The 25,829-nt window shown below is 62.6% G+C and carries 16 protein-coding genes and 1 pseudogene; 7 read left to right on the top strand and 10 right to left on the bottom strand.

All coding sequences use genetic code 11. The features are described from left to right. Positions 1-22: 22 nt before the first annotated feature. A complete protein-coding gene (locus RCAS_RS17810) occupies positions 23-787 on the bottom strand; it encodes an RDD family protein (protein ID WP_012121921.1) in 765 nt (254 codons plus the stop codon). Positions 788-915: 128 nt separating this feature from the next. Here RCAS_RS17810 and RCAS_RS17805 point away from each other — a divergent pair, with 128 nt between their 5' ends. Then, complete coding sequence (locus tag RCAS_RS17805) at positions 916-2,685, top strand: CAP domain-containing protein (RefSeq protein WP_012121920.1); 1,770 nt, start codon at positions 916-918, stop codon at positions 2,683-2,685. Positions 2,686-4,119: 1,434 nt separating this feature from the next. Here RCAS_RS17805 and RCAS_RS17795 read toward each other — a convergent pair. From RCAS_RS17795 to RCAS_RS17780, 4 genes are all read right to left on the bottom strand, one after another. Beyond that, the gene (locus tag RCAS_RS17795; protein WP_157042691.1) at positions 4,120-4,263 is read right to left on the bottom strand and encodes a hypothetical protein; all 144 of its coding nucleotides are present in this window, start codon (positions 4,261-4,263) and stop codon (positions 4,120-4,122) included. Between the two features lie 82 nt (positions 4,264-4,345). Continuing rightward, positions 4,346-5,017 (bottom strand): histidine phosphatase family protein, encoded by a 672-nt coding sequence (locus RCAS_RS17790; RefSeq protein ID WP_012121919.1) that lies wholly within the window; start codon positions 5,015-5,017, stop codon positions 4,346-4,348. A gap of 1,394 nt (positions 5,018-6,411) precedes the next feature. After that, positions 6,412-6,975, bottom strand: coding sequence for a VOC family protein (locus RCAS_RS17785; RefSeq protein WP_012121918.1), 564 nt, complete (start codon positions 6,973-6,975; stop codon positions 6,412-6,414). A 286-nt stretch (positions 6,976-7,261) separates the two neighbouring features. After that, positions 7,262-9,220, bottom strand: coding sequence for a hypothetical protein (locus RCAS_RS17780; protein ID WP_157042690.1), 1,959 nt, complete (start codon positions 9,218-9,220; stop codon positions 7,262-7,264). A gap of 163 nt (positions 9,221-9,383) precedes the next feature. On the opposite strand from RCAS_RS17780, the gene RCAS_RS17775 reads away from it, so the two are divergent. Then, entirely contained in the window at positions 9,384-9,563 is a 180-nt protein-coding gene (locus RCAS_RS17775) for a hypothetical protein (RefSeq protein WP_041331032.1), read from the top strand. Between the two features lie 1,932 nt (positions 9,564-11,495). Here RCAS_RS17775 and RCAS_RS26605 read toward each other — a convergent pair. The 4 genes and pseudogenes from RCAS_RS26605 to lon all read right to left on the bottom strand — a co-directional run. Beyond that, a pseudogene (locus RCAS_RS26605) lies at positions 11,496-11,600 on the bottom strand (SEC-C metal-binding domain-containing protein); the annotation flags it as partial. Between the two features lie 12 nt (positions 11,601-11,612). After that, on the bottom strand, positions 11,613-12,656 hold the full coding sequence (locus RCAS_RS17765; RefSeq protein ID WP_012121915.1) for a CaiB/BaiF CoA transferase family protein: 1,044 nt from the start codon (positions 12,654-12,656) through the stop codon (positions 11,613-11,615). Continuing rightward, on the bottom strand, positions 12,653-13,585 hold the full coding sequence (locus RCAS_RS17760; RefSeq protein ID WP_012121914.1) for an aminoglycoside phosphotransferase family protein: 933 nt from the start codon (positions 13,583-13,585) through the stop codon (positions 12,653-12,655). Before RCAS_RS17760 ends, RCAS_RS17765 begins: the two co-directional genes overlap by 4 nt. Further along, positions 13,585-16,095: an endopeptidase La gene (gene lon / locus RCAS_RS17755; RefSeq protein ID WP_012121913.1), complete on the bottom strand. Its 2,511-nt coding sequence runs from the start codon at positions 16,093-16,095 to the stop codon at positions 13,585-13,587. Before lon ends, RCAS_RS17760 begins: the two co-directional genes overlap by 1 nt. 479 nt (positions 16,096-16,574) lie before the next feature. Here lon and RCAS_RS17750 point away from each other — a divergent pair, with 479 nt between their 5' ends. From RCAS_RS17750 to RCAS_RS17730, 5 genes are all read left to right on the top strand, one after another. Beyond that, positions 16,575-16,832 carry a hypothetical protein gene (locus RCAS_RS17750; protein ID WP_012121912.1) on the top strand — a complete coding sequence of 86 codons (258 nt, stop codon included), beginning with the start codon at positions 16,575-16,577 and terminating at the stop codon, positions 16,830-16,832. Between the two features lie 464 nt (positions 16,833-17,296). Beyond that, positions 17,297-19,297 carry an immune inhibitor A domain-containing protein gene (locus RCAS_RS17745; protein WP_012121911.1) on the top strand — a complete coding sequence of 667 codons (2,001 nt, stop codon included), beginning with the start codon at positions 17,297-17,299 and terminating at the stop codon, positions 19,295-19,297. Between the two features lie 10 nt (positions 19,298-19,307). After that, positions 19,308-20,141, top strand: coding sequence for a PIG-L deacetylase family protein (locus RCAS_RS17740; protein ID WP_012121910.1), 834 nt, complete (start codon positions 19,308-19,310; stop codon positions 20,139-20,141). Positions 20,142-20,528: 387 nt separating this feature from the next. Beyond that, entirely contained in the window at positions 20,529-21,230 is a 702-nt protein-coding gene (locus RCAS_RS17735) for a Uma2 family endonuclease (protein ID WP_012121909.1), read from the top strand. Between the two features lie 567 nt (positions 21,231-21,797). Beyond that, the gene (locus RCAS_RS17730) at positions 21,798-24,050 is read left to right on the top strand and encodes a methyl-accepting chemotaxis protein (RefSeq protein WP_012121908.1); all 2,253 of its coding nucleotides are present in this window, start codon (positions 21,798-21,800) and stop codon (positions 24,048-24,050) included. Between the two features lie 13 nt (positions 24,051-24,063). Here the strand turns inward: RCAS_RS17730 and RCAS_RS17725 are convergent, their stop codons facing one another. Then, the gene (locus RCAS_RS17725) at positions 24,064-25,548 is read right to left on the bottom strand and encodes a ComEC/Rec2 family competence protein (RefSeq protein ID WP_012121907.1); all 1,485 of its coding nucleotides are present in this window, start codon (positions 25,546-25,548) and stop codon (positions 24,064-24,066) included. Positions 25,549-25,829: the final 281 nt, after the last annotated feature.

Raw genomic sequence — 25,829 nt, 5'->3', positions numbered from 1 at the left:
CTCGGAGCGAAACCGGTTTGTCCTATGATCCCCGGCGTCGCTGATACTGATACGCGCGCGCCACACGTTCGATCAGGCGCTCTGGATCACTTTCAGGCAACACACCCAGCCGCGCCTGCAATCCTTCGCCGAGTTGCGCCGCCAGGCGCCGACGCACCGGCTGCGCCAGGTCGCGTCGCTGATCGAGAAAGTCGCACAGCAGCGCATAATCGTTGGGTGTCAGCAGACTGACATCGATCAGATCAGTCGTATCGCCGGACGGCGGCGGCATGTCCGGCGCAGCACGTGTAACGAGACCTTCGAGCGTCACATCGGCGCGCTCGCGCACCACCAGCGTGCCGGCGGCAAGATCGCCCAGCCGCCGCGCCTGTCCATCGATAAACATCGCAATCACTCCGATGCCATACAGAAATGGCAGGAAGTCCACAATCCTGATCAGGTTGCGAATGATCGAACCGGTGACCGTTATCGGGCGTCCGCCTTCCGAAACGACGCGCAGCCCGATCAGGCGTTTTCCGGGGCTTTGCCCATTCCATGTCAACTCAAAAGCGATGTAGTATCCCCACAGAATGGCAAACCCGAGCGCCGCGCCAATGGCGATAAGCACACTTTCGGCGAACTCCATTGCGCCGGCGATCTGCGCCAGCGCGAAGAAGAGCGCCGATTCAGCAAGAGCGATCAGCGCGCTATCAACAATTGCTGCCAGAAACCGCGAACCGATCCCGGCAAGATCGTATGCCAGTTCGATCTGCTCTGGAGTCTCAACAATATAGTCGCCGGAGACCATTGATCTGTTCGTTCTTGTAGATATATACTCAAAAAAGGGCGGAACACAACCCGCCTGCGGCCATTATACATCGCCGCGCAACAATGGACGCAGTATCATACGCATGTTCAGATAAGGACGGGCGACTCATGCGGAACTGGCAGAGATTGGCGCTTATAAGCATTGCGCTTTTCGGATGCTTTGTTCCGGTGCAGAGCGCGCCTCCTACTCCGGCGCAAACCCCGGATGTGCGGCATAACGAAGCGCAAACAGTCTATCTCAGCAACCTGGCGCGACGCGCCAATGGCATCCCTCCGTTGCGCTGGAACCGCCAACTCACTGCGGCTGCACGCTGGTTCGCGTGGGATTCGACCGAGAACCGTCCGGGATGGTACTGTGGTCACCAGGACACCAACGGAAACTGGCCCGACTATCGTGCGCGCGCTTTTGGATACCTGGCCCTCGCAGGCGCGGAAAATGCCTTCTGCGGATATGTCACCCCCGCAGGAGCGGTCCAGGGATGGATGAACAGTCCGGGTCATCGCGCGAATCTGCTCGATCCCGTTTCTCGCGAGATTGGATTGGGATACTACCGGCGTTCCGGCGATGGACGAGGTTACATTGCACAAATGTTTGGCGCCGATCCATCCTACGCGCCGGTCATTATTGAGAACGAAGCCCTCTCGACACCCCTTGCCCGGGTCAATCTCTATATCTACAATCGCGCGGAGCAGAACGGCTTTGCGGGGCTGGGTCCGGCGACGCAGATGATGATCAGCGCTGATCCCTGCTTTGCCGACGGCGTCTGGATGCCATTTTCCAACGAGACAACCTGGAATCTGGAAGATGGACAGGGCTGGCGAACCGTCTACGTTAAAACCCGCGATCCGCTTAACCGCACCGCCACGGTGAGTGACACTATCTACCTGGGGGGAACGGCGCCGCTTCAGGAACTCGATGACGAATACCTGAGCACAACGCAGCCTTCTGTAACACTGTATCGTCTGGATCAGAGTGGATGGCCAATGGTGCAATTGAGCCTGGGATGGATTGCTGATGATGCCTACCCGACGTTTAGCAGGTTGTGGGGGAACGGCGAGCGCGTCACTGACCCGGACGCCTGGGGCGGCACTGCATACCGACTTGCAACAAGCAGCGGCGAGTCATCTGCATGGGTATGGGACACTTCCTTTATCAAGGATACGCCGCTCGTCGCCTATTTCCGCATTAAGGTTAGCAGCAATGAATCAAGCAGCGAAGTAGCGCAACTGACGGTCATAGGCGGCGGGACGGAATACGGTCCGCTGCGGTTGCGCGGCGTTGAATTTTCCGCGCCCAACCGGTATCAGGAATTTGCGCTGCCATTTACGTTTCACTCAAATCCCAACGAACCTTTCCTGATCTTTCAAATCCGGCGCAGCGGCGCTGCTGATGTGTTTGTCGATGCGATCACCATCTTCAGCGCGTCTCAACCGGCGACCTCTCCGCTCATCTGGCAGGTTCCCGGGGGAAACTACCGCGGGCAGGGGGTGTGGGCGCGTTTCACGGATGGCGCGCGTTTCTCCGAGATGACGGAAGCGGCGACGATGCCCGCCCGTCTGAGTGTTACACCGGCGGGTCTGCGGTTCCTGGCTCAGCGCAGCGGCGCTCCACCGTTGTCGGCACACCTGCGTGTTGCTGCCACCTGCGCACCTCCCGGCTGGCAGGCGACACAGGATGTTCCCTGGCTCCAGACCGAAATTGTCGGCAGCGCAGTGCGAGTCAGGGCCAACCAATCTGGATTGAACAACGGCGTCTACACCGGCAGTATCACCATCTCAGCGCCAGATGCTGGCGTCGCCCCAATTGTCGTTCCGGTCGAACTGATCGTTGTCGATCAACTGTTTTCTGTGCATCTGCCGCTCATCAACAAAAATTAACGGCGATAGCGCCGGTTTTCGGTTTCTGATAGACCATCGAAGAGCGCCTCTGCTGACGATCTTGTGATGGGCGTTGGATGCGACAATCTCAGTCAATGCGGGTTGAGCCTGTCGAAACGAACGTCGAACGCCCCGCAGTTGTGGTCCGAATCTCCAGAGTTATGCCAATCGCTCTCTGAGTGCTCAATTCTTTGTTCCTGGTTTTCATACTAATACCAATTCCCTGTGACCATCCGGCATGGTCACCCCGAGCCGCACGAGGGGTCTGGCGCGACCCGCGCCGATTCCGCGCTGCGCGCGGTCAGATTCCGCGCTGCGTTTACCCTGAGCGAAGCGAAGGGCTCGGAATGACCCGTCGCTGCGCGCGGAATGACCCGTCGCTGCGCGCGGAATGACACGAAGGCGGCATCGTCAATCGTCATTGGTATCGCCCCACGCCTCGCCCCGCGCCTCGCGCCCCGCGCCTCGCGCCTCGCCCCTCTCCCCTCGCGCCCCGCGCCTCGCGCCCCGTGCCTCGCCCCTCTCGCCTCGCCCCGCGCGCCCCGCGCCTCGCGCCCCGCGCCTCGCGCCTCGCGCCTCGCCCCTCTCCCCTCGCGCCTCGCCCCGCGCCGATTCCGCGCTGCGTTTACCCTGAGCGAAGCGAAGGGCTCGGAATGACACGCATGCGGCATCGTCAATCGTCATTGGTATCGCCCCACGCCTCGCCCCGCGCCTCGCGCCTCGCGCCTCGCGCCTCGCCCCTCTCCCCTCGCGCCCCGCGCCTCGCGCCCCGTGCCTCGCGCCTCGCGCCTCGCCCCTCGCGCCCCGCGCCTCGCCCCTCGCGCCTCGCCCCGCGCAGATTCCGCGCTGCGTTTACCCTGAGCGAAGCGAAGGGCTCGGAATGACACGCATGCGGCATCGTCAATCGTCATTGGTATCGCCCCACGCCTCGCCCCGCGCCTCGCGCCCCGCGCCTCGCCCCTCTCGCCTCGCCCCGCGCGCCCCGCGCCTCGCCCCTCTCGCCTCGCCCCTCTCGCCTCGCGCCTCGCCCCGCGCAGATTCCGCGCTGCGCGCGGTCAGATTCCGCGCTGCGCGCGGTCAGATTCCGCGCTGCGTTTACCCTGAGCGAAGCGAAGGGCTCGGAATGACACGCATGCGGCATCGTCAATCGTCATTGGTATCGCCCCACGCCTCGCCCCGCGCCTCGCGCCCCGCGCCTCGCCCCTCTCGCCTCGCCCCGCGCGCCCCGCGCCTCGCCCCTCTCGCCTCGCGCCTCGCCCCGCGCAGATTCCGCGCTGCGCGCGGTCAGATTCCGCGCTGCGTTTACCCTGAGCGAAGCGAAGGGCTCGGAATGACCCGCATGCGGCATCTATTGTCACCCCGAGCCGCGCGAGGGGTCTGGCGCGACCCGCGCCGATTCCGCGCGCAGCGCGGAATGACACGCATGCGGCATCGTCAATCGTCATTGGTATAACGTGCGGTCAGTCCGCCAGGATGTTCGCGCGTCCGGTTCTCACGGCGCAACGATCCACAACGCGCACCGGCAGCCGTGGACGCATGACTGCGCAGTGGCATCAGTAGCCCCAGCGGGGCTTTCATGTCCTCAACGAGGACCTTATCCCGCAGCACCCCGGCAGTATTATACGAATGACCGCACATTCGTATCAGTTCTCATACCCCCTCATGCCCGCTCCGCATCATCGACTTGCGTCTCCATCATATCAGGCGCTTCACGTGCGCTGTCGAGGTGCGACGTGTCGTTCACTGCGAGGATGCGCCAATCGTTTGCTGTGCACGCTACAACCGACAACGATGTATTGCTGATGTGCAATGGGCGCGGCAACACGCCGACCTTATCGCGCGCCGCATGGAGCAGCAACGCGCGTGCCGGACCACCGTGCGTCACCAGGGCGATGGTTTGTCCTGGTTGCTCGCGTATCAATCGTTCAACCGCGCCAACGACACGGTCATAGAGTTGCCCGAAGGTTTCACCATTGCCGCCACGCGGCACATCCTCACCCGAGTGCAACCGTTCCCACAGATCGTGAAATCGAGCCACGACCTCATCGCGGGTCAGCCCGCTCCACGCGCCAACGTCAATCTCGCGCAGCGCCGGCAGCGGCGTAGGTTCAACGTTCAACCTGTCCGCGATCAGCGTTGCAGTCTCCCATGCTCGCAGCAGATCGCTGCTATAGATGGCATCGAAACAGATGCGTCGGCGATCAAGATGCCCCGCCAGACTCCGCGCCTGCGCACGTCCTGCTTCATTGAGCGGAATATCCGCCTTGCCCTGCCAGCGTCCCTGGAGATTCCAATCGGTCTGACCATGCCGGATGATGTAGAAGGTGGTCATAGCGTTGTTGTATCCTCCATATGCTTATCGGGCATGCGCAGCGCCCTCTGGTGACTGATGGTCCTTCCAGGAGATTATACACGCACTGCTGACACAGGGGGCGGGCGCCTCCTCCCCAACGGGGCGGAGCGCGCAGGCGCAAACGCCTGCGCTGACCTCACGAAGCCCCGCTGACGCGGGGATGGTGTGGGGGATGTGCCGCCGTCCGGTCGGGGCAGGGCGCGGCAGCACCCTTTGTGCATTCCGTTGACCATCGGTGGGAGCAGGGGCGCCTCCTCTCGCAAGGGAGCGCGGCGCCGGTCTCCCCGATCCCGCGCGCAGGGGGAGGGGCGGGGGGGTGAGGGCGCAACGGCGCATTCCGACATCGCGCCTGCCCGCTCGGTGTATGCGGGCTGTCTGCCCATGCACTCGTTGGGAGGCGGGGCAAGGGGGATTGCTTCGACCGGCTGCGCCGGTCTCGCAAGGACGGCGAACACCGGCAGGGGGGGATAGACCCGCGCGCGGGGGAAGGGGCGTATCCCAGGCAAGCGCGGGCAACGTCACCGAACCCCGCTCCCGCGCGCGGGGGGAGGGGCAGGGCGTGGCGGCGCAACGGCGCATTCCGACGCCACGCAGGCCCGCTCGGCGGATGCGGGCTGTCTGCCCATGCACTCGTTGGGAGGCGGGGCAAGGGGGATTGCTTCGACCGGCTGCGCCGGTCTCGCAAGGACGGCGAACACCCGCGGCGCCGGTCTCCCCGATCCCGCGCGCAGGGGGAGGGGCGGGGGGGGTGAGGGCGCAACGGCGCATTCCGACATCGCGCCTGCCCGCTCGGTGTATGCGGGCTGTCTGCCCATGCACTCGTTGGGATGCGGGGCAAGGGGGATTGCTTCGACCGGCTGCGCCGGTCTCGCAAGGACGGCGAACACCGGCAGGGGGGGATTGCTTCGACCGGCTGCGCCGGTCTCGCAAGGACGGCGAACACCGGCGGGGGGGATTGCTTCGACCGGCTGCGCCGGTCTCGCAAGGACGGCGAACACCGGCGGGGGGGGATGGCTTCGACCGGCTGCGCCGGTCTCGCAATGACGGCGAACACCGGCAGGGGGGGATTGCTTCGACCGGCTGCGCCGGTCTCGCAATGACGGCGAACACCGGCGGGGGGGGATGGCTTCGACCGGCTGCGTCGGTCTCGCAAAGGGGATGGCTTCGACCGGCTGCGCCGGTCTCGCAATGACGGCGAACACCGGCAGGGGGGACGGACCCGCGCGCGGCGCCGGTCTCTCCGACGCCACGCAGGCCCGCTCGGCGGATGCGGGCGGTTCGCCCTTAACCCCTAACGGGGCGGGGCGCGAGAGACGGGGCTTCGTTCGTTCAGCCCGCAGCCGGTGGCTTTCTCCGCCGGACGGATAGGCTCCTCAGTCGTACAGGGTGCGATCCCGCTCGACGAGTTCAATCCTGCGTCCATCAGGATCACGGATGCTGTACGACCGACCAAACGTTTCATCGACGATCGGCGCACCCAGGAGATAAATGCGGCGACTCACCAGATATAAGAGGATATTCTCCAGGACGTCGCGACAGTCGAACGTCAGGGTCACCGACGGGGGAGACGCGGCTCCGGCGTCGGCGCTCGCGTCAGCATCGGCCACTTCGTGAATGCCCAACAGCATATCACCCATGCGTAGTTCTGCCCATTTGCGCACACGATCACGCACTATCACCTGGAAGCCGAGGCGCTGGTAGAAATCAACAGCGTCGTCAAAAAAGCGGGTGGAGATAATCGGCATGGGTGTCAAAGGGATTGCCGCAGTTTGAGCGGACTGTTGTGAAGCGGCTGGCGGTTCTTCGAGCGCCGCGCGCAGCGTCGTTTCGACCAGGCGCGAGAGCGAGACGCCACGATCGATCGCCGCGTGCTTGATGGCGCGAATCAGCGATGGCGGCAGGTAGACATTGAACTGTTGTTTTTTCTCATCACTCATGGCAGCGCTTCCAGAATGAATGACAGGAGAGAAGCCCGATTCATGAAAGAAGTGCTAGTACACTAACATGCTTATATGTTAGCGTCAAGTACTGCAAGGGTAGGGCAGGAGAGCGCCGCAGAATTGTTCCCTACAAGCGCCGTATACGCCTCGCCGTGCACGTCCCATGCCGCAACGCACGACGCCGGAGAGCGCCGCAGAATCGTTCCCTACAAGCGCCCTGATATGTGACCACTGCCAATGTGCGCTGGCGAATGAAGGCAGTGCGGCGTATTGCCGCGCGATGCTACTGTGTCAATGGAACCAGCGACGGTTTGATCCGCAGCAAAACACCGCCAAACCAGAGGGCAACGCCGCTCCAGACCACCAGCAGCGTCAGGCTATACGTCATCCAGCGTCCGCCGGGGCGCACTGCCAGGCGCGCAAGGGTGGCGCCAGCCGCCAGGCAGACAAGTGGCGTCGCAAAGTAGATATAGCGCGTCAGCAGTTGGAGAAAGACATACGAGAGAAAGAAGACGACACAGACGATCAGCGTTGACAGGAGCAGGGTGCGCTGAAGGGGATGCCGCCGGCGCGCTGTGAACAACAGCGGCAATCCAACCGCCGCCAGCGCCAGGATTGGCGACAGAAACCCAAGGGTCAGCGCGCGCTGCACCAGATCGACACGCTCCGGCCACAGCGCCAGACTGTCTATAAACGATGCGATCGGATCGAGCGTTGTCGGGCTGCGAGGGGCGTTCACCAGTGGCGCAGCAGCAGGGATGAAGTACATGGGCGCAGCGAACACCCCTGCAAGCAACAGCCCTGCCACCATGGCGCGCCATCCATTGCTCGGCAGGACGCACCATCCAATCAATGTGATCAGTCCCAGGAATGCCGCGAGCGTCACCAGTGCGCCGATGTGGGTTGTCAGACACAGGATCGCAACCACTGTAACGAGCGCAAAGAGTGACCGGTCCGGTGCGCGTGTCAGGCGCAGCAGCAGCCAGAGGAGCAGCACCCACCACACCTGTGCTATCGCATTCGCGGCGAATCCCCACCACATCATGGTCATTGAGATCGGGAGTGCGACATACAGTGCCATTGCGAACAGCCCGGCTCGCGCCGAAAGTCCGAATTCGTGCGCGATCAGGAGCAGCGCCAGGGCGATCAGCCCATCAAGCAGCGCAACGCCAGCCTGTACGGTCAGCCGCGCGTCGCCGAGCGCCAGGTAGAGCGGCAGCAGAACGATATAGGCGGCAGGCGGATTGAAGGTCTGTCGGTTCTGAAATTCGGCTGGGGTCGAATAGAAGAACAACTGCCCGCCGGCGACGGTTTTCTGCCAACGGGTATGGACATGGACATCGCGCGCGTCAAAGAGCGGATGCGCTGCGCCAGCCAGCCGCACGATCAGCGCAGCGACGAGCAGCGCCCAGGCGATCCGCGCCTGCATGCGGGTGATCCAGGTCTTTGAAGATACACGCTGCTGAAGCCCGGTATTGGGCATGCGCTCCAGCATGCGCATCAGCCATGGTGCAATGAACCACGTTGCGCCAGTCAGCAATGCAACAATGAATAGCCATGGGATCAACCCCAACCCTACCCATAATGGTTCAACAATGTTCAATCCGACCAGCGTCGTAGACGCCAGCAGACCGCACGCCACAGTGACCGCTCCTGGCAATGCAAGCAGTGCAATCAGTGTCAGGGTCAGTCCGAGCAATAACGCCTGACCGATGAATTGACCGTTCGCCAGGCTGCCTGGCGTGTCGAGAGCGTACAACGCGATCCAGTCGATTGCGACCCCAAGGGCGCGCGTGTCTTCGGCGGGAGTGTATGTCTCGCTGGTCAGCGATGCCTCAATCGTTGGACTCAATGCGGCGTCTGGCAGCAGCGTCGTATATGTGCGCAATGCGCGTTCAGTCTGAAATGCGACCTGCCTTTGTTCGGCTATCGTGATTTGCACCCATGGGGACGGTATTCCTTCTGGTCGCCAGCCATGGGTGCGTATTTGCAGAATGCGATAGCGAGGACTGAGGTTCGGGAATGTGATCGTGGCGCGCTTTTCTGTCCAACGATAATTCTCGAATGGATTGGCTTCCCTGCCATGTGCGCCGTGCAGTATGGTGTGGTCGCCCCATTCGCCAACATCCACGCGCAGTTCGGTCGCGGCATTAAGGCTGTGCCACAGCGCTGGCAGTGTCAGCAGCCATATGACTGCCAGCCAGAATGCTGGATGCCGGACTGTATTGTTCTGTGTTTTCATCCTGCTCATATTGGATAACCCGTTTTGCTTCCATCAGTGCTGTGGGACGCCGTTCTGTCTTCAACTGTGACGCGCTCCTCCGCACTGCCTGCCGAGGGTGGCGCGCCTGCGGCACAACGTCTGCCGATGGTGGGTAGGCGCGCTCCAACATATTGCCCCCCACGTGGGGCGCGCCTGCGGCACAACGCCTGGCGATGGCGGGGCGCGCCGTGGCGGGCGCTCCGCCGCACTGCCTGGCGATGGCGGGGCGCGCCGTGGCGGGCGCTCCGCCGCACTGCCTGGCGATGGCGGGGCGCGCCGTGGCGGGCGCGCCTGCGGCACAACGCCTGCCGATGGTGGGTAGGCGCGCTCCGCCGTGTTGTCCCCCACGTGGGACGGGCGCGCTCCGCCGTGTTGCCTGCCGAGGGCGGGCGCGCCTGCGGTACAACGCCTGCCGATAGGGGGCGCGCTGTGGCGGGCGCGCCTGCGGCACAACGCCTGCCGATGGTGGGTAGGCGCGCTCCGCCGTGTTGCCCCCCACGTGGGACGGGCGCGCTCCGCCGTATCGCCTGCCGAGGGCGGGCGCGCCTGCGGCACAACGCCTGCCGATGGTGGGTAGGCGCGCTCCGCCGTGTTGCCCCCCACGTGGGACGGGCGCGCTCCGCCGTGTTGCCCCCCACGTGGGACGGGCGCGCCTGCGGCACAACGTCTGCCGATGGTGGGTAGGCGCGCTCCGCCGTGTTGTCCCCCACGTGGGACGGGCGCGCTCCGCCGTGTTGCCCCCCACGTGGGACGGGCGCGCCTGTGGCACAACGCCTGCCGACGATGAGTAGGCGCGCTCCGCCGTGTTGTCCCCCACGTGGGACGGGCGCGCTCCGCCGTGTTGCCCCCCACGTGGGACGGGCGCGCCTGCGGCACAACGTCTGCCGACGATGAGTAGGCGCGCTCCGACATATTGCCCCCCACGTGGGGCGGGCGCGCTCCGCCGTGTTGCCTGCCGAGGGCGGGCGCGCCTGCGGTACAACGCCTGCCGATAGGGGGCGCGCTGTGGCGGGCGCGCCTGCGGCACAACGTCTGCCGACGATGAGTAGGCGCGCTCCGCCGTGTTGTCCCCCACGTGGGACGGGCGCGCTCCGCCGTGTTGCCCCCCACGTGGGACGGGCGCGCCTGTGGCACAACGCCTGCCGACGATGGATAGGCGCGCTCCGACATATTGCCCCCCACGTGGGACGGGCGCGCTCCGCCGTGTTGCCCCCCACGTGGGACGGGCGCGCCTGCGGCACAACGTCTGCCGATGGTGGGTAGGCGCGCTCCGCCGTGTTGTCCCCCACGTGGGACGGGCGCGCTCCGCCGTGTTGCCCCCCACGTGGGACGGGCGCGCCTGTGGCACAACGCCTGCCGACGATGAGTAGGCGCGCTCCGCCGTGTTGTCCCCCACGTGGGACGGGCGCGCTCCGCCGTGTTGCCCCCCACGTGGGACGGGCGCGCCTGCGGCACAACGTCTGCCGATGGGGGGGGCGCCGCAGGCGCGCCCCTACTGATTCTCCCCGTTGTCTTCCTTGTTCCGCCCCGCCAGTCCGATCGACTCGCCCGCCAGTTGCAGCGCCACCCGTGTTTGCAGGATGATCTGATCCAGAAGCGACGGATCTGGCGCTTCGACTGGCAATTCCATGACGAAATGATTCAGTATCTCCGATTTGGCGCGCAGCAGGTCGTCGAAACCAGCATCGGGGTGATCGCGGCGAAAGGCTGCGAGGTGCAGTTCGGTGAATTCGCGCAACTTCTCCGCTGTGTCGGGGGTCAGGTGTGCCGCGGCCCCGCCGATCACTTGCTTCTCTCCGGCTGGCAGCAGATGCCCGACCACCACATCGCCCGGCGCCAGTCGGCGTGATGCTGCGCTGTCGGCGATGGCATACGGCTGTTCGCTCAGCAGGTCGTGCACCTCGATGTGCTGTCCTTTGCGCACGACGTCCACCACGAAGGCGCGCAGCCCGACGCCGGTCCACTGCGGCAGCAACTGGCGCTCCGGCTCGCTGAGATCGAGCGCCACAGGGTCCTCTGCCAGGCGCTCGACGAGGGTACGCCCATCGTCGAAGCGGTAGTCGAATGCCAGCCAGGTCAGGAAGCGATCGGCGCCGCGGTTTTCCAGATCGTCGAGTTCGGCGAGTTGCTCCGTCGCATATTTCCCATTCCAGAAGCGTTGCAGGGCATCGGGAACGACCTCCGGCGCCATGCGCGCAGCGTCGATCACTTTTGGCATCAGCGTATCGACGGCGCGCCGTAAGCGGAGTTGCTCCGCGCGCGCGGCCTCTTCGATTGGCAGGTGGCAGTGTTTGTATTTTTTGCCGCTGCCACAGGGGCATGGGTCATTCCGTCCAATCGCCGGCATGTCTCTCTCCTGTGTGGTGTACGATTATGCGATCTTCCATTCGCGCAGCACTGCTCCGGTGTGTTCGCCGTGTTTCGGCGCCGGCGCTTCCGGCGGCGCGCCTCCGGCGGCAAACGGCAGCGGCGCATATCTCCGCGCTTCCGCCAGCGTCGCTACCACTGCGCACGGCACATCGGCGGCGAGCAGCAGCGCTTCCCATTCACGCGCCGGTCGTTCTGCCAGCAGCGCGGCAACCTCGGCAGCCAACGGTTCCTGATCGAACTCGGCAAAACGCGCGCGCCACGCGCTCCGTCCAACTGCGTTGCAGAACGCATTCCAGAACTTTTCTTCGAGCGCCGCCAGCGCCAGATAACGACCGTCGCTGCATCGGTAGAGCCGATACCCGGCGCGACTGCCGCGCAGCATATCGCCAAACCGCATCGGCATATCTATCTCGGAATGTTCCAGCACAAGCAGTGCGCCAATGCTCTCTTCGAGCGTCACCGGAACGTGTTGTCCTTCGCCGCTGATGTGGCGCGCCGCCAGCGCCGCCAGAATGCCCAGTGCGGCAAATAAGCCGCCCGCCAGATCGGCTAGCGGCAGCGCCGGCAGAGTCGGTGGCGCTGCTGTCAGACGGAGTGCGCCGGCCACCGCCTGATAGGTCAGATCATGTCCTGGCGCACTCGCCAGCGGACTGTCGGCGGCATACCCTGCCAGCGAACAGGTGATCAGGCGCGGATTGTCATGGCGCAGCAACTCGAGTCCGACGCCGAAACGATCCAGCACGCCAGGACGAAAACTTTCCACCAGCACATCGGCGCGTTTCGCCAGTTCGCGCAGGATGCGCTGTCCCGCAGCATCGTTCAGATCGACAACGATACTCTGTTTGCCTCGATTCAGCGCCGTGAAGATCGGGTTCATCCCGTCAGGACCGTGCGGCGGCAGCAGGCGCAGGTAATCGCCCATGCCCGGCGGCTCGACTTTGATGACATGCGCCCCCATCTGCGCCAGGAGAAGGGTTGCATACGGACCAGGGATCAGTCGTGAGAGGTCAAGCACCGTTATGCCGGTCAGTGGCACATGGTTCATAGCAGACTCCAGCGATAGAGCGCTTCGGCGCACGCAATCGCTTCATCCCAGCCATGCCCATGATCTTCATACGACCACCAGGCGGACAGGACAGCCTGCGCCAGGCCCCAGCCGGCGATCCGCTCGCGCTCGAAACCGAGCGTTTCTGCGAGCAGATCGATCCGCCGCGCCATAAGACGCTCAAGTTCAGCCGGTGTGCGCCAGGACGGCGGGTTGCGCAGCAGCGCTCCCACCTCATATGCCGGTTCGCCAACCACGCCTTTCGGGTCGATTGCCAGCCAGGGGGCGCGTTGCGCCGTCAGCACATTCTCCTGATGGAGATCACCGTGCAGTACCACCGATGAGGCGCTCGAGGCGTCGAGTTCGGCGTACAACCGCTCCGCTGCGTCCGTCAGCGCCGACGGAAACGGACCGCTGCCGCCGTCGAAGGCGCGGCGCATACGCACAAACCCTTTGCCCCATGCCGTAGTTGTCGGGAATGGATGTTCGGCGGGCGCCGGGCGCCAGATGTGTCGCATAATCTCAGCAGCGATGAGGATCGTGCTGTCATCCGGTTCAAGATCACGTAATGGCGTTCCTGGCAGCAGGCGCTCAATCAGCAGTGCGCCGCGCGCTTCATCGGTTGCGATCAATCGGGCGCAGCCGCGCCCGTCGTACCACCGGAGGACCTCAATCTCTGCGGTCAACTCCGGGTTCGGGACGCCAACCTTCAGAATCACCGGCTCGTCGTGGTCTCGGATTGCCGGCGCAACGTAATGGTACGTCAGGTTGGGGAAGGGCGGCAGAATGGTCAACGACCAGGACTCTGCAAGGATTTCGAGGAGCGATGGCAACTGTGCCAGCCATATGCTGCCCGCCTCGCCGTAGAGTTCGATGATGGCGCGCCTGAAGGCAGCAAGATGTGACGAATGCACGTTGATCGACACCATCAGGGTTGTGATCCGTTGACCGGTGTTCCCTCGGTGGACGCGGCGGACACGCGCCTGTCGCCATGCTCACACAGCGCGCAGGCGATGACTTCCATCATATGATCGACATAGACGAAGTTCAACCGGCGTTTCACGTGCGCCGGAACTTCTTCGAGATCCACGGCGTTGCGTCGTGGCAGAATAATGGTGAGAATGCCAGCGCGGTGAGCGCCAAGCACCTTTTCCTTGATCCCGCCGACCGGCAATACCCGTCCGCGAAGGGTGATTTCGCCGGTCATCGCCACATCGCGGCGCACCGGTCGACCGGTAAACGCCGAAATCAGCGCCGTTGCCATCGTAATTCCGGCAGACGGACCATCCTTGGGAACCGCGCCGACCGGCACATGAATGTGAATATCAGTCGTCTCAAAACGTTTGGGCTTGATGCCGAGCGCTTCGGCATTGGCGCGCGCAAACGAGAGCGCCGCCTGCGCCGACTCGCGCATCACCTCGCCGAGTTGTCCGGTCAGCGACAACACCCCGCGTCCCTTCATTAGTGAAACCTCGACGGCCATCACATCGCCGCCGTTGGCAGTCCAGCTCATGCCGGTTGCCACTCCTACCTCGTCCTGTTGCTCGGCAAGACCGTAGAGGTAGCGCGGGGGACCCAGATAACGGTTGAGCGCAGACGCCTGAATAATATGGGCATAATTGCGACCTTCCGCCAGGCGCCGTGCTACCTTGCGGCAGATCGCGCCAATTTCGCGTTCGAGGTTGCGCACCCCCGCTTCATACGTATACCCCCGGATGATCTGACGCAGCGCACTGTCGCTGAAGCGCAACACCGTTCCGGGCATCTTCGATAATGCCACCGGGTCCTTCATCAGGGCTATGGCGCTCTGCGCGACGTACTCCGGGCTTGCAAGACCGTTCGCCTCCAGTTGCCGCGGAACTAAAAATCGGCGCGCAATTTCCAGTTTCTCCTCCTCGGTATATCCTGGCAAATGGATCACTTCCATGCGATCGCGCAGCGCTGGCGGAATCGGATCAAGCAGGTTGGCGGTCGTAATAAAGAGCACGCGCGACAGGTCATACGGCAGATCGAGGTAATGGTCGGTAAACGCGACATTTTGCTCCGGGTCGAGGACTTCCAGCAGCGCCGATGCCGGATCGCCGCGAAAATCGCTGCCCAATTTATCGATCTCATCGAGCATAAAGACCGGATTGATGGTTCCGGCATCTTTCATCGCCTTGACGATCCGCCCTGGCATTGCGCCGATATAGGTGCGCCGGTGTCCGCGAATCTCCGCCTCGTCGTGGACGCCTCCCAGCGAAATGCGCACAAAGCGTCGCCCCAGTGCTTCGGCAATCGAGCGACCGAGTGAGGTTTTTCCCACACCCGGAGGACCGACAAAACAGATGATCGGCGACTTGAGCCGCGAACCGGCGAGCATCCGCGCTGCCATAAACTCCAGAATGCGCTCCTTGACGCGCGGTAAACCATAGTGGTTGCGTTCGAGCGTCGCGGCTGCGCGCACCAGGTCGGTATCGTCTTCGGTCTGCTGACTCCAGGGCAAATGGATCAGCCAGTCGAGGTAGGTGCGCAGCACGCTGTATTCAGGCGAGGCTGGCGGCATCATCTCCATGCGCTCCAGTTCTTCGAGCGCCTTTGCCTGCGCGCGTTCAGGCATTGCCGCCGCCAGGATCCGCTCACGCAGTTCGTCCATCTCGCGCTGGATCGGGTCGGTCTGCCCCAATTCGCGTTGAATGGCTTTCATCTGTTCGCGCAGGAAGAACTCGCGCTGCGACCGGTCGACTTCCTTCTGAACCTGGGTGTGAATGCGACTTTCGAGTTCGAGGACATCAAGCTCCTGCGAGAGCATGATCGACAGGCGACGCAGCCGTTCCTCAACGTCGAGCGTCTCCAATATCTCCTGGCGGCGCGGCACATCGAGCGGCAATGTCGAGACGATCAGGTCCGCCAGCCATCCCGGTTCGCTGACATTCATCGCCATAATATAGGCATCGTCGGGCAGGGTGCGCGACAGTTTGACGACTTTCTCGAACAATGAGAGCACTGCGCGCATCATGGCTTCGACGGCGATCGTCTTTTCGGTGTTCTCGTAAATGGCGATGCTCTGCGCGTGCAGCACCTGACGATCCTGCACATATGCCACAACGCGCATGCGCCGTTGCCCCTGGACGACGATTGAGATCGAACCGTCAGGCATCTTGAGAATCCGCTGAATTACCGCCTCGACGCCAACGGCGTACAGATCGGCGGGTCCGACGTCTTCGATATCCGGTTCGCGCTGTGCAACTGCCAGAATTGTGCGATCTCCACTCATCGCCTCCTCGATGGCCGCCACGGATCGCTCGCGCCCAACGAAGAGAGGCGTGAGCATATGCGGAAATAACACGGTATTGATCAACGGCACAACCGGGAGGATACGCTCCTGCCCCTGGCCGTCGATCAGCGCAGACTCCGGGTTGATCGGGAAGTCGAAGAGTATCGGCGATTCTTCTGGCATAGCGTCCTCATTCGCAGCGGACCATTCGCCAATGGTGTGCATGGGATTATAGCATGGGACGAGCCGGGCGATTTGTGGGGCGATGGATCGGGCGCTCGAGCGCGCTGCGACAAAACTGCACACATCCTGTCACTCAATCGAAATCATTCCAGCGGGCGGCGCCTGCTATACTTGACGGTGCGAGGTGCGTTGCTCTGAGGAGCGAAGGTTGCAGTGAAACTCGTGCAAAGAACATGGGCAAAAGGGCTTCACATGGCGCGAACGAGTCGGTATAATACACTATGCAACAGCGCAGGTGCTCCTGGCTTCACAAAGAATCTGCAATGTCCGTGGTATGCCAGCGATGCCATCCCGATATGCACCACCTCGCACTTCGCGCTTGTAAGGAACCCTGGCTGCACGTGCAGGCACGACCACATCGAACGACACAGGAGATTCTATTCAGTCAGCAGCAGAACGATCATATCCGGAGGAACATCATGGTGGAGCTGATTGTTCAGATTGTCGTCGTGAGTCTCTGGGGCGCAATGATAACCGTTCACACCCGTCGCCTGTTGCGTCTTGCGCGCATTGAAGCGCCGGCATCGCTCCGCGGGAGCCGGTTGCGCCAGAATCTGTCGCGCGTTTGGTGGTGGTTGGGGCGTGAAGAGTTCTGGCGCGCCGTTCAGATCGATGGCTTGCGCTGCACACAGATCACGGTGATGCTCTTCCTGCTTGCCCTCGGATTGCTGGTGTAACCGAATCCCTTATCCCGCCATTTTGGCAGCATTGCCCTTTGTGTCGTCGCACACGGGCGGTGTGCCAGAGCGTGGCGCGTGCGCTCAGCGCAGGCGTGTTGCAATGGCGCAATACACCGCGCGCGGCGTGCCACGCGCATATTCTCCCCTGCCTCTTCTTGCCCTCCCATGCGTTATCGATCCGGTTTCTGAAAGGTGTATGTTCCATCAGAGCACAATGCGCTCGTGCTGAGTGCGCGAATCTTTGCCGGATACAGGTCCGCGCGTCGGTGGAGGGTGCGTAAGCGTCCTTTTCGCCATCAGTGCGACGGTTCGGCGCCGGGAGGAGCGGCGGGTGGTGTCCCGACCGTTCATGCCTGAACCTGCTCCTGCCTGCTGCCGACATGCGGCAGCACCTTCCGTGAGATGAGGCTGGTGGTATAATACCCCGGAGGTGAGAGCGGCATGCTGCGAGAGTCTGTGCAATGAATCGTTTCCCCGCCCGACCGTTGCCGACCCTGCCCGGCGCTCTTGCACTGCTCGTGATTGCACTCCTGTCTGCCTGCGCCGGCGCCGTGCCGTCATTGCCCCCTTCCCATCTTCCTGTGATTGCGTCGCCGACGGTTGCGCCGTCTGTCACTCCGTCATCCGTGCCTGTCGCTTCTATCCGCCCCACCGCATCTATCGTGCCCGTTACCGCTCCCATCGACGAACTGACGACGATTGCCGCTGCCGTCCCTGCTCCTCGTGATCAGCGCGCGATCAGTGCGGCGTTCCATGGCGGCGACATCCCCTATGTGGCCCGGACGATGCCGCTCGACGTTCGGATTGGCGCAACCGAGACCTTCTGGGTGGCTGATGTCTCGAACAATGTGAACTATACTGTCACAGCACAACTGCGTTACGCCGGTCCGGTTGTGTTGATGTATATTGATACGACGCTCGATGTCCCGCAACATCTGATCGAGCAGTCGGCGCAGGTCTTCGAGGAACGGATCTACCCGCGTAATCGCTTGTTGTTCGGTGAGGAACGCATCCCCGGCGTCGATGGCGACGCGCGACTGACGATTCTCAATACCCGCATTCGCGGAGCAGGCGGGTATTTTTCGTCAGCCGATGGCGTGACGCGCGCGGTCAATCGTTTCAGCAACGAGCGTGAGATGTTCGTCATCGACGCAGTCGCCTTCCCTCCCGGCAGCGAGACCTACAACGCAACGCTGGCGCATGAGTTTCAGCATATGATCCACTGGCACCGTCAGCCACGCAGCCCAACATGGTTTAACGAAGGTCTCTCGATGCTCGCCGAGGACCTGAATGGATTGGGCGACAATGGCGCGGCATTGGCGTATCTCCGCAATCCCGACACGCAACTGACGACGTGGGCGCCGGGAAGCGGCGTTACGCGCCACTACGGTGCAGCGCAACTCTTCATGCGCTATCTGTATGAACAGTATGCTGGCGACAGTCGCCCCGCCGACTGGATCGACGCTGATGCGGGCAACAATGTGCATGTTCTGGCAAATCTCGCCGCTTACCGTCGCCCCGATATTGTCACCTTCGCGGATCTGTTTGCCGATTGGGCAGTCGCCAATGCCTTGAATGATCCATATGTGGACGATGGACGCTATGCGTATCGTGGCATTCCGACGCGCGCCGCAACGATGCGCCTTGAACCGGGAACAACCTCCGCTACAGTGCGTCAGTTTGGAGTGGATTACATGGGTCCGCTCGACGGTCCGCTGGCAATCGATTTCGATGGCGCCGATACGGTGCAGTTGGTTGGAGTGTTGCCGGCCGAAGGGCGCTTCGCCTGGTGGAGCAATCGCGGCGATGAAAGCGTCTCGACACTGACGCGACACCTCGATCTGCGCAGTGTGTCGCGCGCAACGCTCACGTTTCGTCTCTGGCACGAACTTGAGCGCGACTACGACTATGCCTTCGTCACCGTCTCCAACGACGGCGGTACGCACTGGCAGACGCTCCCCGGCATCACCACTCGTGCCGACGATCCGCAGGGGCACAACATGGGGTACGGATTCACCGGCGTCAGCGGCGCGCCGGATGTCGCCCTCGGCGGCGTGCGCGGACGCTGGATCGACGAGCGCATCGACCTGACGCCGTTCGTCGGTCAGGACGTTCTGCTGCGCTTCTGGGTCATCTCCGATGCGGCGATCAACGGTCCTGGCATGCTGATCGATGATATTCGAGTTCCGGAGATTGGCTTCGCCGATGGCGCCGAAACCGATGACGGCGGATGGGACGCGATAGGGTTCGTGCGCACATCCGGCATTCTTCCGCAACGCTGGGTCGTGCGGTTGCTGTTGTTCGACAGCGATGAAACGCGGGTGATCATTCCAGAGATCGATAATCAGGGGCGCATCAGCCTCCGGGTCGCTGCCGGGCAGCGCGCAATACTGCTGGTTAGCGGCGCGACTCATTTCACGACTGAACCGGCTTCGTACCGAGTCAATCTGTATCAACCGTGAGGAGTTTTCGATGGCAGACGAACGATTGCGTGTGCTCATCTTTGGCGCGCATCCCGATGATGTGGATTTCACGGCTGGAGGAACGGCGGCGCTCTATGCCCGTCAGGGGCACGAGGTGCTCTGCGTCTCAGTCACAAACGGCGATGCCGGGCATCAGACCGAAGCCGGAGCGTACCTGGCGCGCCGCCGCCGCGCCGAAGCCGAGGCAGCCGGGCGCATCATCGGTGTGCGGTATATCACGCTTGATAACCACGACGGCGAACTGATGCCGACGCTCGAAAATCGCCGTCAGATCATTCGTCTGATCCGCCAGTTCAAGCCCGACCTGATCATGTCACCGCGCCCCAACGATTACCATCCAGATCATCGCTACACTGCACAGTTGATCCAGGACGCTTCGTATATGGTGACCGTTCCAAATGTCTGCGCCGATACGCCGCACCTCGATGCAATGCCGGTGATTGTATACGTCAGCGATACGTTCCAGAAGCCGTATCCTTTCACTGCCGAGGTGGTGGTTGCCATCGACGAAGTGATCGACCTGAAGTTTGCGATGCTGCACGCGCACACGTCGCAGATGTACGAGTGGTTACCGTACAATCAGGGTGTTCTGCACGAGGTGCCGGCAGGAGATGCCGAACGCCTCGCCTGGCTGCGTCGTCGTCTCGATGGACGGATGCGGCAGGATGCCGACCGATTCCGCAGCCTGCTCATCGACCTGTACGGCGCTGAACGCGGGCGCAGTGTCGTTTACGCCGAGGCATTCGAGGGGTGCGAATATGGCACGCGGCTGACGCCGGAGAACCTGCACCGCCTCTTTCCGTTCTTCCCGGAGCGGCGCTGAACGGCAAATCGGACTGTCAGCGGGCGTCGCTCGTTGCGCGACGCAATCGGTCGCCTGAATATCTTTTGTATGACTGACCGCCGCCTGGCGCCGAAAAGGCGGACGCAGCGGCGCAAAGACGCAAAGGTGGCGCACTGATCTTGCAATGCTTTGCATCTCTACGTCGTTGCGTCAATCTTGTTTGAGTGATGCTTCGGGGTATAATACCAATGACCGGTGACCATCCGGCATGGTCACCCCGAGCAGCGCGAGGGGTCTTGCGCAACCCGCTCAGATTCCTCGCTGCGTTTACCCTGAGCGAAGCGAAGGGCTCGGAATGGCAAGAATGCGGCATCTTCAATCGTCATTGGTATAATAACGCTAGACGACATTGTTGCAGGCAAATCGATGACCACCTCCCCCACAATCGAAACGCCTGCCGAAGCGACCCATCCGGTTCCGCCGCTCATGTCGGGCGACCGGCTCTCGCGCGCAGAGTTCGAGCGGCGCTATCACGCCGCCCCCGACACGCTGCGCGCCGAACTGGTCGAAGGAGTGGTCTACGTGACTTCCCCCATTCGCTATCGTCAGCATGGTCGTCCGCACGCAATGATTATTGTCTGGCTGGGTGCATACGCGGCTGCAACGCCGGGGGTCGAACTCGCCGACAGCGCCACGGTGCGGCTCGACCTGGAGAACGAAGTGCAGCCCGATGCGCTGCTGCGGTTGGAGGGCGGCGGTTCGAAGGTCGGCGACGACGATTACCTGGAAGGTGCGCCAGAGTTGGTCGTCGAGATTGCTGCCAGCAGCGCCGCGTATGACCTGTACGACAAGAAACGCGCGTATGCGCGCAATGGTGTGCGCGAATATGTAGTCGTGCAGATCTACGAGCGGCGGATCGACTGGTTTGTGCTGCGCAACGCGGAATATGTGACGCTGCCGCCGACCGACGGCGTGCTGCGCAGCGAGGTCTTCCCCGGCTTGTGGCTGGCGGTTGACGCATTCTGGGCAAACGACCTGGCGCGGATGCTGGCAGTAGCGCGCGAGGGTCTGGCAACCGCCGAACACGCCGCGTTCCTGGCGCGCCTTGCCGGCTCCAACGACTCTTGAGCGCGGGAGAAGGTCGAACAGGGCACAAGCCTCATTCATCCGGTGCGCTTCTGATGTCGAACCCGATCCGCTGCTGGAGACCCAAGGATCGGGAAGGTGTTCAACCTTTCCGGGTTCAGAGCCACGCTCTGCTCAGGGCAGGCGCGTGACCCTCAATGTGCTCCGTGCAACGGTGCGCCGCCTTCGAACAATGAATCCGTTTCCGTCTGATCAAGCCCGTGCAGACGGGCATTGCTCGCCATCGTCCGCCGCTTCCGCCGGCGGACGAGTGGACGAACAGATAGACCGGGTTCAGTCCACGCAGGCGTCAAACGCCATTGTCAGCGAAATTGTCACCATTTCGCTCACATATTGCCTCTTGTCATATCAACGTGGCCATGATATGTCACTGTCAGTGCGCATTCATACGCGCGGTTGACCTCATGTTCTGAGCGCCCGGCACAACCGTGCATCCGCCGCCGCGCGCTCGACGCGCCCCGCACGCGCAACCGGTGAACGACGCACCACCGCGCCGATAATAACGACGCGACACAACCGGTCTATTCAGACGCAGCGAGGAGGTTCACTATGCTGAGCATCTTTTCCCCTGCTCGTTCCCTGAGCATCCGATTGGGGCTGTTCACCATTGCCACTGCGCTGATGGCAATGATAGCGCTGACCCTGTTGACCAACCGGGTTGCCACCGAAAACGCCATTGCGACGGCGCAGCGCGAGATTGATGCTCAGACCCTCAATGGCATCGAGCGCATCGAGATGTATCTCCAGGATCGGCGATCCGGCGTGGCGCTGACAGCGCAGCTGCCACTCGTGCGTCTCATGCTTGCGAATCAGGATGACCCCGAAGCGCGCGAGCGAGGACAATCCGTGATCAACGCCGTCCAGAGCACCTTCAACTACGACTCCATGTCGCTGCTGAATGTCGCCGGACAGACACTGATTAGCACCAATCCGACACTGCCTGGACAGGATCGCAGTCAGCGACCGGAAGTCATCAGTGCGCAGCGCGGTGCGTTGGGGATGTCGGATGCAACGACCGATCCGAATGACGATCAAGTCTATCTCCATTTCACGGCGCCCGTGTATGGATCGAACAATCAGATGATCGGCATTGTCGATGGTCGTGTTCGGCTCGATGAGATTCACCGCCTGGTGGCGCTTGACGCGAATCGCAGCGGCACGGGCAGTTATAGCGTGATTGTGGACGCTCATGGCATTCGTCTCTCAGTCCCGAACTTTCCGCATCTGCTCTTTCACCCATCGGCGCCGCTGGCGCCAACAGTTGCGCAGAAAATGATCGACGCCCGTCGTTTTGGCGACAACACGGCCACACTGCTGCAACAAGCCTCTTCGATGCCCGAAGTTCTCGAAAGTATCGATCTCCTGAACCGACACGTCGACGAGAGTCGCTTTTTCACCGGCACGCTCAATTCCGGCGAGGAGGGGGAATCGGTCATCCGCAAATTGCGCTCGGTAGACTGGTACTACATCCATCGTGTGCCGATTGAACAGTTCTACAGCGTGGTGCGCAGTCAAACCGGTTATGCCCTGCTGATCACCGCCATTGCTGCATCTCTCGCCATTGCGGTCACGCTCTGGTTTGTGAACAACTCCCTGCGCCGACCATTGCTCCAACTGATCGAGACCGCGAGCGTCATTGCGGGAGGCGATCTGCGCAAGCGTCTCCACATGCAACGGCGCGACGAAATCGGTATTCTTGCCCACACTTTCGACGCCATGGCGGATGCGCTGGAAGCGCGCATCAACGAAGCGCAGGCTGCGCAGGCGGAAGCGCAGCGCCTCCAGCGCATCGAAGCCGAAGGACGCGCATCGCTCGAACGGAGCGTCGCCGAATACCTGGCGTTTGTGCAGCGTGTGGCGAACGGCGACCTCTCACAGTCGCTCCACATTGATCGCGGTGACGCTCTGGGTCAGTTAGGCGAAGGTCTCAACCATATGGTCGAAAGCCTGCGTGCTATGGGGCGGCGATCGCAAGAGGCTGCCAGCGCCATCGCCGCCGCTGCTGCGCAAATCCTGGCGACGACCACGCAACAGGCATCGGCAGCCAACGAACAATCAACCGCTGTTGCCCAAACCATGGCGGCGCTTGATGAGGTGCGCGCGATTGCGCGGCAAACCGCCGACCAGGCGGACCATATCGCGCGTGATGCTCAGGCAGCGCTTACGGTCGCCCAACAGGGGATCGCAGTCGTCGAAGAAACGGTGCAGAGCATGACCGACATTCGCCGGAGGGTCGAAGGCATTGCGCAAACCATTCTGTCGCTTGCCGATCAGGCACAGGCGATCAGCGCCATTACCAGCGTTGTCTCTGAACTCGCCGATCAATCGAACCTGCTTGCCCTCAACGCTGCCATCGAAGCGGCGCGCGCCGGCGAGCATGGAAGAAGTTTCTCAATTGTCGCCCAACAGGTGCGCGATCTGGCAGAACGCAGCAAGCAGGCGACGGTGCAGGTTCGTTCCATCCTGGGAGACATTCAAAAGTCAACCAATACCGCTGTGGTGGTGACCGAAGAAGGCGCGAAACGTGTGGATTCCGGCAGTCAACTGGTGAGTCAGGCAGGTGATGTGATCCATCGTATTGCTGGCGAAGTCGAGACCGGCGCGCAGGTCAATGTGCAGATGGCTGCCAGCGCCCGGCAGGCAACCGCCGGACTTGACCAGATCGGGCAGGCGCTGACGTCCATCCAGAAGGCGGCAAGCGAGACGCTGGCAAGCACGCGCCAGGCTGAGCGTGCTGCGCAAGACCTGAACACGCTGGCGCAATCGCTTCAGCAGATGGTGGCGGTATATCGCCTGGCATGACGGGGGCAAGGAATCAGGTCTCGACCGTCACGCTCGCATTCCACAGCCATGCCCCTACGACAATGGCATAGTATGCCAGGAGGAGCCAGAGCGGAAACGGCGGCAACTGCACCGCCGCCCATGGCAACTGCCCGAACAGACGCGCTCCCTCCGTCAGCCCGGCAAGGAACAGATACGCCGGCAGCGCCAGCCACTGTCCCAGCGGCAGCCAGATCATCCCGCCAACCAGGGCAATCGCGCCGAACAACATGGCCGATGGAACCATCGGCAACATTGCCACATTCGCCAGTGGTGCGATCAACGACAGATTGCCAAAAGCGTAGAGAATGAGCGGGAGCGCCAGGATCTGCGCCGCCAGCGTTGCTGTGAGCGCCTCGCGCGCCCAATCGAGCCAACCCACGCGCAGCGGTGTGCGCATCAACAGCGCCTCGGTTCCCTTGCCATACGCAAACAGCGATGCCGTCGCCAGCGCGCTCAGTTGGAACCCCATATCCCATAGCGTCTGCGGATTCCACAACGTCATCGCCCAACACGCCGCGAAGAGGGTTGTCCAGGCGTGCGCCGGGCGATCCAGGCGCTGTCCGATGACCACAATGCTGCCCATCACTGCTGCGCGAATGACCGTTGGTGTTGCGCCGACAAACAGCGTATACACCCAGATGGTGATCAGAATGGACCAGAAGGCTTTGCGCCGCTCCAGTTTCAGCCCATCCGCCAGGCTGTAGAGCGCTGCGCTGATGATCGTGATGTTCCAGCCGGAAATGACGAGGATGTGCGAGGCGCCGGCGGCGCTGAAGTGCTCCAGCACATCATCCGGGATCGACGATTGCAACCCCAGCAGAATCCCGACCGCCAGCGCCGCCTGCGGTTCGGGAAGTTCGCGCAGCAGCGTCCGGCGCGCCTGATCACGGAACCAGAGCAGCGCCGTCATCAGCGGATGCCCCTGATTCGACGCAATCAGGCGTGATTGTTCGGGTTTCATCAGTGAGAAAATACCGCGCCGCGCCAGATAGACCCGGTAGTCGAATTCGCCGGGGCGCGCCGCTGCGCGCGGCGTCGTCAGCGCACCGGTCAGTTCCAATCGATCACCATAGAACCGCTCCGGGTAGCGTGGCAACGTGACCAGCGCCAGTCCTTCGGCCGGCTTCCAGGCGTTCCCGACACGCACACTGTCAGCAACCATCACCACGCGCTGCCCATCGGCAAGACGACGTGGGTCCTCGACAACGATGCCACGAATCTGTACTTCGCCGCTCTCGTTCAGCAGCCGGATGCTGTGGGGCAACACCGGAATCTCTGCGGCTGCCAGACGCGCGCCGCCAGCCGCTGCCACACATATCGCAAGGAAGAACAGCCGCAAGCGCGGATGATGGCGCAGCACGATTGCAGCAATGCCCCCCCCGACGCTGCCGGCGACCAGATGCCAGAGTGGCAAGCGCAGGGCATCGGCAAGAAAGATGCCGACCATCCAGGCAAGAGCAAGCACGATCAGGGTCATCGTCAGCCTCCCTTGCCACTGCTACCGCATCCGTCAAGAAAAAGTTACGACCAGGGCGCAGAACACGAATCCGCACGGATTGATACCAATGACGATTGAAGATGCCGCATGCTGGTCATTCCGAGCCCTTCGCTTCGCTCAGGGTGACCATGCCGGATGGTCACAGGTCATTGATATGAGACGGATGGGCACAGATTGGGCAATGTGCACCGCGTGTCGAGCGATCAATCCGAACCTGGACAATCAAAGAACGTTGAGTTGTTGGCGTCGGTTTCGGCAAG

The sequence above is a fragment of the Roseiflexus castenholzii DSM 13941 genome, from assembly GCF_000017805.1.
In the GTDB taxonomy this organism is placed as follows: domain Bacteria; phylum Chloroflexota; class Chloroflexia; order Chloroflexales; family Roseiflexaceae; genus Roseiflexus; species Roseiflexus castenholzii.
Note: the sequence above shows the minus strand (reverse complement) of the source record. Positions and strands in the feature narration are given on the sequence as shown.

Coding starts and splice junctions, on each gene's coding strand:
- RCAS_RS17790 (WP_012121919.1), bottom strand. CDS start 5,017: ATGACCACCTTCTACATCATCCGGCATGGTCAGACCGATTGGAATCTC.
- RCAS_RS17740 (WP_012121910.1), top strand. CDS start 19,308: ATGGCAGACGAACGATTGCGTGTGCTCATCTTTGGCGCGCATCCCGAT.
- RCAS_RS17795 (WP_157042691.1), bottom strand. CDS start 4,263: ATGAAAGCCCCGCTGGGGCTACTGATGCCACTGCGCAGTCATGCGTCC.
- RCAS_RS17760 (WP_012121914.1), bottom strand. CDS start 13,585: ATGGTGTCGATCAACGTGCATTCGTCACATCTTGCTGCCTTCAGGCGC.
- RCAS_RS17785 (WP_012121918.1), bottom strand. CDS start 6,975: ATGAGTGATGAGAAAAAACAACAGTTCAATGTCTACCTGCCGCCATCG.
- RCAS_RS17765 (WP_012121915.1), bottom strand. CDS start 12,656: ATGAACCATGTGCCACTGACCGGCATAACGGTGCTTGACCTCTCACGA.
- RCAS_RS17735 (WP_012121909.1), top strand. CDS start 20,529: ATGACCACCTCCCCCACAATCGAAACGCCTGCCGAAGCGACCCATCCG.
- RCAS_RS17805 (WP_012121920.1), top strand. CDS start 916: ATGCGGAACTGGCAGAGATTGGCGCTTATAAGCATTGCGCTTTTCGGA.
- RCAS_RS17810 (WP_012121921.1), bottom strand. CDS start 787: ATGGTCTCCGGCGACTATATTGTTGAGACTCCAGAGCAGATCGAACTG.
- RCAS_RS17780 (WP_157042690.1), bottom strand. CDS start 9,220: ATGAAAACACAGAACAATACAGTCCGGCATCCAGCATTCTGGCTGGCA.
- RCAS_RS17725 (WP_012121907.1), bottom strand. CDS start 25,548: ATGACCCTGATCGTGCTTGCTCTTGCCTGGATGGTCGGCATCTTTCTT.
- RCAS_RS17745 (WP_012121911.1), top strand. CDS start 17,297: ATGAATCGTTTCCCCGCCCGACCGTTGCCGACCCTGCCCGGCGCTCTT.
- RCAS_RS17730 (WP_012121908.1), top strand. CDS start 21,798: ATGCTGAGCATCTTTTCCCCTGCTCGTTCCCTGAGCATCCGATTGGGG.
- RCAS_RS17750 (WP_012121912.1), top strand. CDS start 16,575: ATGGTGGAGCTGATTGTTCAGATTGTCGTCGTGAGTCTCTGGGGCGCA.
- lon (WP_012121913.1), bottom strand. CDS start 16,095: ATGCCAGAAGAATCGCCGATACTCTTCGACTTCCCGATCAACCCGGAG.